Below are 7,825 nucleotides of genomic sequence, written 5' to 3'. Positions count from 1 at the left end.
TGACGTTCTGAATTCCGCCCGGGTTCGGGACGTAGTTGGCAACTGCGATGTCGAAGGTGACGGTTACCTGGGCTGCGAATGCGGGTGCAGCGAAGGCCAGGGCGAATGCGGCGATGATGTTGCGAGCGATCATGTTGGAATCCCTATTGTTATTGAAAATCAGTTTGTGCATCTAAGCAATTAACGTGCCTGCACGTAACTGTTTGATTCTTAATAAAAAAATTTCCGACGGTAAATTGTGTGTAAGAATCTTCGACAAGGTCTCCCACTACCTCTCAATTCGACGTTTCGGAACGGCTCGATTGTTTTTGATGGTGAATAACTTGCACTTATGGCAAACTTGCGCGCCCATTGAGCAGATCAGGAGCCGCGCAGCATGCCCAGCAACGCCCGCCAGAAAAGTACCTCGCCGTGGCCCTCGCGGCTTGGCCGCCTTCTTGTGCTCGCTGCACTGTTCCTGTCGCTGACGTGCACGATGGCATGGAGCGATCCCCTCGTTCAGCCGGCAGTAGCGCCGGCGCTTGCCCGCATGACCAGCGCCGACCTCGGCAAGTTGTTCGATGGGCTGATTCCCTCCCAGCTTGCGCGCAACGATATTGCCGGCGCCGTGGTCACCGTTGTGCGCGATGGCCGCATCGAGTTCGCAAAAGGATATGGGTTTGCCGATGTGGCGCGCCGTACTTCGGCGTCGGCGACGGATACGTTGTTTCGCATCGGTTCGGTCTCGAAGCTGATGACGTGGACGGCTGTGATGCAGCTCGTGGAACAGGGCAAGATCGACCTTGACGCCGACGTCAACCAGTACCTGGACTTCCGCTTGCCGGATGCCCACGGCAAAACGGTCACGATGCGCCACCTGATGACCCATACGGCCGGGTTCGAAGACGTTCCAGGGCTTGTGGAGGCAGGCTCCCGACAAGGGCGCTTACCTCCAGATCAATAGTGCGATGCGCGTACCCGAGCGCATTTTTGCTCCCGGTACGGTCGCTGCCTATTCCAACTATGGCGCCGCGCTTGCCGGCTATATCGTGCAGCGCGTATCGGGTGAACCCTTCGATGCGTACGTCGAGCGCCACATCACCCGGCCACTCGCCATGCCGCACACGACCTTCGTGCAGCCGCTGCCTGCCGCGCTTGCGCCGCGCATGTCGTCGGGGTACCGGCTTGCATCCGGCGGCGCCATGCCGTTCGAGTTGATGCTGTCGCCCGCCGGTGGCGCGGCGGCGACCGCCACCGACATTGCCCGCTTCATGCTCGCCCATCTCGGAAGGGGCAGCCTGGATGGTGTCCGAATCCTGCAGCCCGCCACGGCCTCGATGATGCATGCCTCCCACCATGCCTTCGACGCCCGGGACAATTCAAGCAGCCTTGGCTGGGCCAAATTCCGGCACAACGGGCAAGGCCTCATCGGACATGATGGCGCCACCTTCTACTTCCACTCGAACCTCGTGCTCATTCCGGACGCCGGGGTCGGCATCTTCGTCGCCTACAACAGCAGCGGGAACGGGGCAGAGGGCACGATCGGCCCGGTTTTTCGAGCGTTCATGGACCGCTACTTTCCATACGCGCCAGCGCCGGTCACGGCTGCCCCACTGCCTGCCGGGCATGTGCCCGATTTTTCCGGATACTACATGTCAAGCCGGCGCGGCGAATCCAACCTGGCCTATCTCGGGGCGCTATTTGGGCAAACACGGGTAGTAGCGAACGGCGACGGCACGATTAAAGCCGGGAAGCTTCTGGGCGGGCCCCAGCCGGCGATTTCCTGGCGCCAGACCGCGCCCGGTTTCTGGACGGACAACGTCGGGTCGCAGGCGCGTGGTTCGACATCTCGCTGCGCATCCTGCAGCTGGCCGGGTGGGCCGGCGCGCTCGCCATAGGCCTGCTGATATGGCGCGGCCATCGTGTGCAACGGGGCAGGGGCCGTTCCGGCTACGTGGTATTGCATCAGGCACTTGTGTGGATCGCGTGCCTGGCATCATTGTGGATTGGGATTCAGGCCAACCTGCTGGCGTTTGGCCTGCGCTACTAACGCAATGCGCTGCTGCTGCCTTACGCCGACAGATGCGCCCCCAGGCGCTTGCCGAGGCAGAGCAGGGTAAGCGTCGGCGGCAGGCCCCAGGGCTCTGGAATAACCGAGGCGTCGCAAACATACAGCCCGACAATGCCGGTGCGCAGATCCATGTCGACACCGTCGCCGATGCGCACGCTGCCGCCCGGATGCGCGGCGAAATGCCAGCTCTTGAAAATGTGGCGGGCGCCCGCTTCCTTCAGGAGGGCGCGCGCCATGTCGATTCCGTCCCTGAGCCTATTGCGGTCGGACGCCTGCAGCGTCTTGTCAACCCAGCGCGGGCCGATGCTGCCGCCAATCTCGTCGCGGATCTTGACCATCACCGACAGCGTGTGCTTGTGCGCCAGCAGACGGTCGAAACGCCCAGCCTGCGCCGTGAACCCCTGGTACATCGGCTTCGGCAGAGTCATGTCCGCCAGCGAAATGCCGTCCGCGTCGAAACGCATGCCCGCCGCCATCGGCACTTCGGCGCCGCCGTCGATGTCCGGCACGCTGCCCATCACGGCCACCACCGGGTCGCTGAAGAAGCTGGCGTTCGACGGCATCAGGCCCGAGTTGTGCAGCACGCGCGGGCTGCCGATGCCGCCGGCGGACAGCACCACGGTTGGGGCTAGTGCATGCTGGCGCTGGCCGGCGCGGATGAATTCGACGCCGGTCGCGACGCCATTCTCGACGATGACGCGCCCCACCTTGGCCTGGTCGAGCAGGACGGCGCCGTGGCTAACCGCCACATCGATGAAATCGCGCGCCGTCCACTTGGCGCCGAAAGGGCAGCCGTAGACGCACCGCCAGCAGCCGCTGCGGCAGGCCTGCGGCCGGATCATCTTGTCGAGCTTTTGCCAGTCCATGCCGAGCGAGCGCGCGGCATGCATGATGCGCGCGGCCATCGGGCCGACCAGCGAATCCGGCAGCGGCGCCGCCGGCAGTTCTGCGCGCAGTTCGCGCAGCGCCGGCGCCAGGTCGATGCCGTGGGAGGCAAACATCGGCAGGGGAGGCGCCGCCGCTGTGGCGAAGTTGACGGTCGAGCTGCCTCCCGCGGTGATGCCCTGCACCAGCAGCGACGCGTCGCGGTGAATGAAGGCGCCGCGGCCGGGCACTGCCGCCATCGCCGCCATCTGGCCAAGCGTTCCGGTGACCGGCGCCGCGCTGCCCTGCTCGAGGATGAGCACACGCTTGCCCGCCTTCGCCAGTTCGCGCGCGACGGCAGCGCCGCCCGGGCCGCTGCCGACAACGATGGCGTCAAACGATTCAGGGCTGGCCGGCATGGGGGGAAGGGCGTTGGAAGGGAGTCACAGTATCGCCGTGCCGCCGCCCCGCGTCAAACCCGTGATCTGTATGCCATCGCGCGTATGTGTCGTCCAAGTCGCCAAAAGTGCAGTTCATCGCAATCCGGTGGCCCGACGTGGGCGCGGCCGATATAGTTGCAACATGGATAAAGTATGCAAAAAGGCTACGCACCAGAATCTGCTGGAGCACAGGGCCGCTTGCTGGTAACGTATTGACCAACGTGCAAGCATGACAGAAAACAGCGCCGCCCCGGCACAAGCGGGAGCGGTGCGGCAAAAGAATAATGTCTGGAGAGAGTTGGATGAACAAGTACCTCAATGCCGGTATCGCCTTGTTGGCGTTCTGCACAACTATCGGCAGCGCGGCGGCGTCGAACGAAGAAATCGTCACTGAAACCCGTCCCGTCGACGCGCGCGCGGTGCGGGTCAAGCTCGACGGCGTCATCGACCTCAAGCTCAAGCAGGGGCCCGTTCCCAGCCTGGTCATCAGCGGCGACAAGCGCTGGCTCGAAAAAACCACCGTCTCGCAGCATGGCGACACGCTCAACATCGGCACCGAAATGCGCGGCTTCAAGCTGCATAACCGTAACCGCAGCCTGCGCGCCGAACTGACGTTGCCGAACCTGCGCGAAGTGTCGTCCGAAAGCGTTGGCTGGACCGAAATCCGCGGCTTCTCGGGCGACGAGCTCGACCTGTCGCTGGAAGGCGCCGGCTCGATGAAAGTTAACTGTAATTACCGAATTGTGACGGCTAACCTTGGTGGTGTCGGCAGCATGAACATCGAAGGCGCGGATAGCGAGGGCATCGACCTGAACCTGCGTGGCGCCGGCTACGTCACCTTGCACGGACGCAGCAAGTGGCTCAAGGCCACGCTCGGCGGACTGGGCGGGCTCGATGCGCAGCACTTCCAGGTCGACACGGTCAACCTCGAGCTCAGCGGCCTCGGCAACGCTTCGGTATCGGCGCGCGAAAACGCCAACCTGAACCTGTCGGGGATGGGCTCGGTGACGGTGTACGGCAAGCCGCAGAACCGCAGCGTCAGCGTCGACGGCCTGGGCAAGGTCAGCTGGAAATAACAAGCAAGGAGTCCTCCAAAAGAGGGCCGGCAGGGTGTACAAACAGAACCCGTTTGAGACATGAAAAAATTATTCGTTGCGATTACATTCGCACTAGGCCTGCAAGCCAGCGCAGTTGCAGGCTTTACTGAGGGCGCCAACGCCTACAACGCCAGGAACTACGCGCTGGCGCTGAAGGAAGTCACTCCGCTTGCCAAGAAAGGGCACGCGGACGCGCAGCATTTGCTCGGCCTGATGTATTACATGGGCCGCGGCGTCACGCGTGACTACAAGCAGGCGCTTACCTGGCACCGCAAGGCTGCGCTGCAGGGCAAGTCCGACGCGCAGTACGTGGTCGGCGCCATGTATTACACAGGTAACGCCGTGCCGCAGGACCAGAAGGCGGCGGTGTCGTGGTTCCGCAAGGCGGCCGAGCAGGGCCATGCCGATGCCCAGCATGCGCTGGGGCTGATGTACCGCTACCATGTGGCGGGCATGCCGCAGGATATGGTGCTGGCGTACATGCTGTGGAACCTGGCGGCGGCCAGCGGCAATGCCAACGCGGTTGAACAGCGGGCTGCCATCACCAGGCACATGACGCAGGAGCAGATCGAGGAAGGGCAGGCCATGTCGCGCATGTGGCGGCCGGGGACGCCGTTGCCGACGCAGTCGCGGACAGGCAGCAATACCTAAGCGATTCGTTAGCTTTCGAACGTCGTTCCCAGCATTGCCGGGAACGACCTCCCGCTCAGGCGGGAGCCCATGCTGAGCGCCAGTATCCCGCGGCTCGTGGGTTCTCGCCATTGGCCCCGCCTTGCACATGTGTCATCTAATTCCCGTACAATCGCCCTTTGCCACCAAGGAGCGATCGACCCATGCGCGCAATCGAAATCACCCAGCCTGGCCCGCCAAACGTCCTGCGGCCGGGCGAACGACCCATGCCCACACTGAAGCCCGGCGAGGTGCTGATCAAGGTCCATGCGGCCGGCGTCAACCGCCCGGACGTATTGCAGCGGCTCGGACAATATCCCGTTCCTCCCGGCGCGTCCGACCTTCCCGGCCTTGAGGTGGCTGGCGAAATCGTCGGCGGCGACGTCGAAGGCAGCCCATTCAAGGTCGGCAGCATGGTGTGTGCGCTGGTGCAGGGCGGCGGCTACGCCGAATACTGCGCAGCGCCAATCGAGCAATGCCTGCCGATCCCGGCCGGGCTGACGCCGGTCGAGGCCGCATCGCTCCCAGAAACCTTCTTCACCGTCTGGAGCAACGTGTTCGACCGCTCGCAGCTCGCGCCCGGCGAAACGCTGCTGGTGCAGGGCGGCACCTCCGGCATCGGCGTGACCGCCATTCAGGTGGCCAGCGCACTCGGCCACCGCGTATTTGCGACTGCCGGAACCGACGAGAAGTGCCGCGCCTGCGAAGCGCTCGGTGCCGAACGCGGCATCAATTACCGCAGCGAGGACTTCGTCCCGGTGGTCAAGGAACTGACGGGAGGGAAGGGCGTCGACGTCGTACTCGACATGGTGGCGGGCGACTACGTGGCGCGCGAAATCTCCTGCCTGGCCGACGACGGCCGCATCGCCCTGATCGCGCTGCTGGGCGGCAGCAAGGCGACGGTCGACCTTGGCCAGGTGCTGCGCCGGCGGCTGTCGATCAGCGGCTCGACGCTGCGCCCGCGCCCGGTTGAATTCAAGGCCGCCATCGCGGCGAACCTGCAGGAAATCGTCTGGCCCCTGATCGAATCGGGCAAGATTCGCCCGGTGATCTACAAAACTTTCCCGCTCGACCAGGCCGCGCAGGCCCACGAGCTGATGGAATCGTCCACCCACGTTGGAAAAATCGTCCTGCAAGTAATCTAGTCCGAAGTCTGTCCCCGAAGTCGTTTGAAAGTCTTGCAAAGTTGCTACATTTTGCTCGGCCTTTGTTTGACCGGCTTGGGAACGGGGGTTAGAATAGCGGGTTATTTAAATCTGGACTACTATGCGTCGCAAACTGGTCGTAGGTAATTGGAAGATGAACGGCAGCCGTGCCACCAATGCGTCCCTGTTGCAGGGGATCGTGGACGGTCTCAATGGTGCTTCCGCCGCGTGCGCCGTGTGCGCTCCCGCTCCTTACCTGGCCCAGTGCGCCGATACGCTCAAGGGCAGCCCGGTTTCATGGGGTGCGCAGGATGTCTCCGCCCACGCCGGCGGCGCCTACACCGGCGAAGTCGCGGCAAGCATGCTGGCCGATTTCGGCTGCACCTACGTCATCGTCGGCCACTCCGAACGCCGCGCCTACCACGCCGAATCGAGCGAACTGGTCGCGCAAAAGGCTGTCGCAGCCATTGACGCCGGCATGACGCCGATCGTCTGCGTCGGCGAAACCCTGGCCGAGCGCGAAGCAGGGCAGACCGCGGTGGTGGTGCGCAACCAGCTGGGTCGCGTGCTCGAGCGCCTCGATGCGGACGGCATGGCCAAAATCGTCGTGGCTTACGAGCCGGTCTGGGCGATCGGCACCGGCAAGACCGCGACCCCGGAAATGGCGCAGGAAGTGCATGCGCAGTTGCGCAAGCAGATGCTTGAAAAGAATGCAGTGGCGGCCGATAAAGTGCAAATTTTGTACGGCGGCAGCATGAAGCCCGATAACGCAAAAGAATTGATGGCCCAGCCTGATATCGACGGCGGACTGATCGGCGGGGCGGCATTGAAGGCGGCGGATTTCCTCGCCATCATCCACGCAGCAGCGAATACTTAAACTTAGTTAATCTTGGAATGGAATAGCAATGAACACCTTGTTCAATCTGATCGTCGTAGTACAGGTTATCTCGGCCCTGCTCATCATCGGCCTGGTGCTGCTGCAGCACGGTAAGGGCGCCGACATGGGCGCGGCCTTCGGCTCCGGCGCTTCCGGCAGCCTGTTCGGCGCCTCGGGTTCGTCGAACTTCATGTCCAAGTCGACCGGCGTCGCCGCCGCGATCTTCTTCGCATCGACCCTGGCCCTGGCCTACTTCGGCACCGACCGCCAGGCTACCGTCAGCGGCGGCGTGATGGAGCGCGCTCCAGTCACCGGCCCGGCAGCGATCCCGACCACCCCGGCAGCCCCGGCCGCCGCGCCGGTCGATCCTTCGGTCCCGACCGCTGCAGCGCCTGCCCCGGCACCGGCCCTGCGTTCAGCAGCCGACCCGGCTGCTTCACCCCCGGCGCCGGCAGTGCCAGCCCCTGCGACCCAAGTTCCAAAGTAATCTGCACAGCCTTTAGGCAGGTGCCGCTTTCTATGCGGGTGGCATCATGAAAGTAGTATGGTTTTTTTTAGTTTTTCCCTTGTTTTATCGCAAGTTCGCATTGAATACAGAGGTGTAACGCTGTAGAATAGCGGACTTCACTGCCGACGTGGTGAAATTGGTAGACACGCTATCTTGAGGGGGTAGTGGCGCAAGC

Annotated in this window: 8 protein-coding genes; 7 read left to right on the top strand and 1 reads right to left on the bottom strand. The window is 63.4% G+C overall.

Translation table 11 applies throughout. The features are described from left to right. Positions 1-376 precede the first annotated feature (376 nt). Together D3872_RS27025 and D3872_RS10380 are read left to right on the top strand one after the other, a co-directional pair. A complete protein-coding gene (locus tag D3872_RS27025) occupies positions 377-943 on the top strand; it encodes a serine hydrolase domain-containing protein (protein ID WP_119810705.1) in 567 nt (188 codons plus the stop codon). Between the two features lie 4 nt (positions 944-947). Next, complete coding sequence (locus tag D3872_RS10380) at positions 948-1,877, top strand: serine hydrolase domain-containing protein (RefSeq protein WP_119810704.1); 930 nt, start codon at positions 948-950, stop codon at positions 1,875-1,877. Positions 1,878-2,049: 172 nt separating this feature from the next. Here the strand turns inward: D3872_RS10380 and D3872_RS10375 are convergent, their stop codons facing one another. After that, positions 2,050-3,333, bottom strand: a complete 1,284-nt coding sequence (locus D3872_RS10375; RefSeq protein WP_119810703.1) for a GMC family oxidoreductase N-terminal domain-containing protein — start codon at positions 3,331-3,333, stop codon at positions 2,050-2,052. 323 nt (positions 3,334-3,656) lie between these two features. On the opposite strand from D3872_RS10375, the gene D3872_RS10370 reads away from it, so the two are divergent. The 5 genes from D3872_RS10370 to secG all read left to right on the top strand — a co-directional run bounded on the left by D3872_RS10370 (position 3,657) and on the right by secG (position 7,629). Continuing rightward, on the top strand, positions 3,657-4,430 hold the full coding sequence (locus tag D3872_RS10370) for a GIN domain-containing protein (protein ID WP_119810702.1): 774 nt from the start codon (positions 3,657-3,659) through the stop codon (positions 4,428-4,430). Positions 4,431-4,490: 60 nt separating this feature from the next. After that, positions 4,491-5,102 (top strand): tetratricopeptide repeat protein, encoded by a 612-nt coding sequence (locus tag D3872_RS10365; protein ID WP_119810701.1) that lies wholly within the window; start codon positions 4,491-4,493, stop codon positions 5,100-5,102. A 182-nt stretch (positions 5,103-5,284) separates the two neighbouring features. Beyond that, positions 5,285-6,265: an NAD(P)H-quinone oxidoreductase gene (locus D3872_RS10360; protein WP_119810700.1), complete on the top strand. Its 981-nt coding sequence runs from the start codon at positions 5,285-5,287 to the stop codon at positions 6,263-6,265. 121 nt (positions 6,266-6,386) lie between these two features. Beyond that, positions 6,387-7,142, top strand: coding sequence for a triose-phosphate isomerase (tpiA, locus tag D3872_RS10355; protein WP_119810699.1), 756 nt, complete (start codon positions 6,387-6,389; stop codon positions 7,140-7,142). A gap of 28 nt (positions 7,143-7,170) precedes the next feature. Next, on the top strand, positions 7,171-7,629 hold the full coding sequence (gene secG, locus D3872_RS10350) for a preprotein translocase subunit SecG (RefSeq protein WP_119810698.1): 459 nt from the start codon (positions 7,171-7,173) through the stop codon (positions 7,627-7,629). Positions 7,630-7,825: the final 196 nt, after the last annotated feature.

The organism is Massilia cavernae (assembly GCF_003590855.1).
In the GTDB taxonomy this organism is placed as follows: Bacteria; Pseudomonadota; Gammaproteobacteria; order Burkholderiales; family Burkholderiaceae_D; genus Telluria_A; species Telluria_A cavernae.
This window is presented reverse-complemented; position numbering and strand designations above follow the sequence as displayed.